This window comes from Mesorhizobium sp. M7A.F.Ca.CA.004.04.2.1, from assembly GCF_004022825.1.
GTDB lineage: Bacteria > Pseudomonadota > Alphaproteobacteria > Rhizobiales > Rhizobiaceae > Mesorhizobium.
Genome location: NZ_RZPH01001398.1, coordinates 1 through 1,166, shown reverse-complemented (window position 1 = coordinate 1,166; position 1,166 = coordinate 1). Strand labels below are relative to the sequence as shown.

Genomic DNA, 1,166 nt, shown 5'->3' with positions numbered 1-1,166 from the left:
ACCGAAAACGCGGCGGCGTCGGCCAGATGCTGCGTGGCAAGGATGGCCGGATGCTCGTTCGAGGCCACCCCGACGGCGGCGGCGAGGCTCGACGGCAACAGCTTTGCCACCGGCGAAGCGCCCTTGAGCTTGCCCGGCTCGTCGCCGACGATCTGGCGATAGAGCGCCGCACTTGCCAGCGCCTGCGCCCGGGCAGCACTCAGCGATGCCACCGCGGCGGCGCGTGAAGCGTCGGCCTGCGCGACATCGGTGCGCGTGCCTTCACCAACCTCGAAACGCGAACGCGCCGCGCGCGCCGTCTCGGTCAGGAACTGCAGGTTCTGCTCGGTCAGCACGGCGACCTGCCGGTCGCGAATCACGTTCATATAGGCCTGGGCCGCGCTGAACAGGATACCCTCTTCGGTGTTGCGCAGGCTTTCGACCGAAGCCCGGACCTGCGCTTCGGCGGCAGCGACATTGTTCCTGGTCTGAAAGCCGTCGAACAGCGTCTGGTCGATCTGGACGCCAAAATTGCCGGTGGTCAGCCGCACGCTTGAATTGGTGCCGTTGAGATGGCTGCTCGAATAATCGATATTCGCCGAGCCGGTGACAACCGGACGGTAGCCCGACTTGGCGATGGCGACGCCCTCGTCGGTGACGCGAACGCCAGCGCGGGATGCATTCAGCGAAGAATTGTACTGGTAGGCCTTCGCAAGCGCGCCGGAGATGGTTTCGGCTGAAGCGGCCAGTGGGGACAGCATGGTCGCCGAGACGAGAACGGCGGTGAAAAGTGACTTGCGAAAAGACGGCACGGTTAAACCCTCATTCGTTTTCCATGGGAACCGCGCCGCGCCTGCTTCTCTCATTGATCAGCCGGCGCCGCGTGTTCGATGTTCCCTGCTGCTCACCCCAAAGTGCCCCCAGTTTGGCATCAGCAGCGATCGTTCAAATGCAAGCGACCATGACAAAGCCTCTGCTGCAAGGCCAAATCATTCAGAATTCGAAAGCACGAATGCGTTCAAACCCCGGTAGTGGCTTAATTGCCGCATTAAATGCCCGTCTTCCGGTTACAACCCCCCCGGCCTTGAAAAAGAGACGAGCCACGCCGGAATTGCCCTGCCCTTCGACGGCGACAAGGCGGCCGCCCTCGGCGAGCTGGTCCAGCAGCGTCACAGGGACTTCCGCGA

Annotated in this window: 1 protein-coding gene and 1 pseudogene; both read right to left on the bottom strand. The window is 63.1% G+C overall.

From position 1 onward, the window contains the following. Positions 1-791, bottom strand: a 791-nt coding sequence (locus tag EN893_RS34900; RefSeq protein ID WP_164901428.1) for a TolC family protein, incomplete at its 3' end; no start/stop codon positions are given. A 181-nt stretch (positions 792-972) separates the two neighbouring features. Beyond that, a pseudogene (locus tag EN893_RS34895) lies at positions 973-1,166 on the bottom strand (protein-L-isoaspartate O-methyltransferase); the annotation flags it as partial.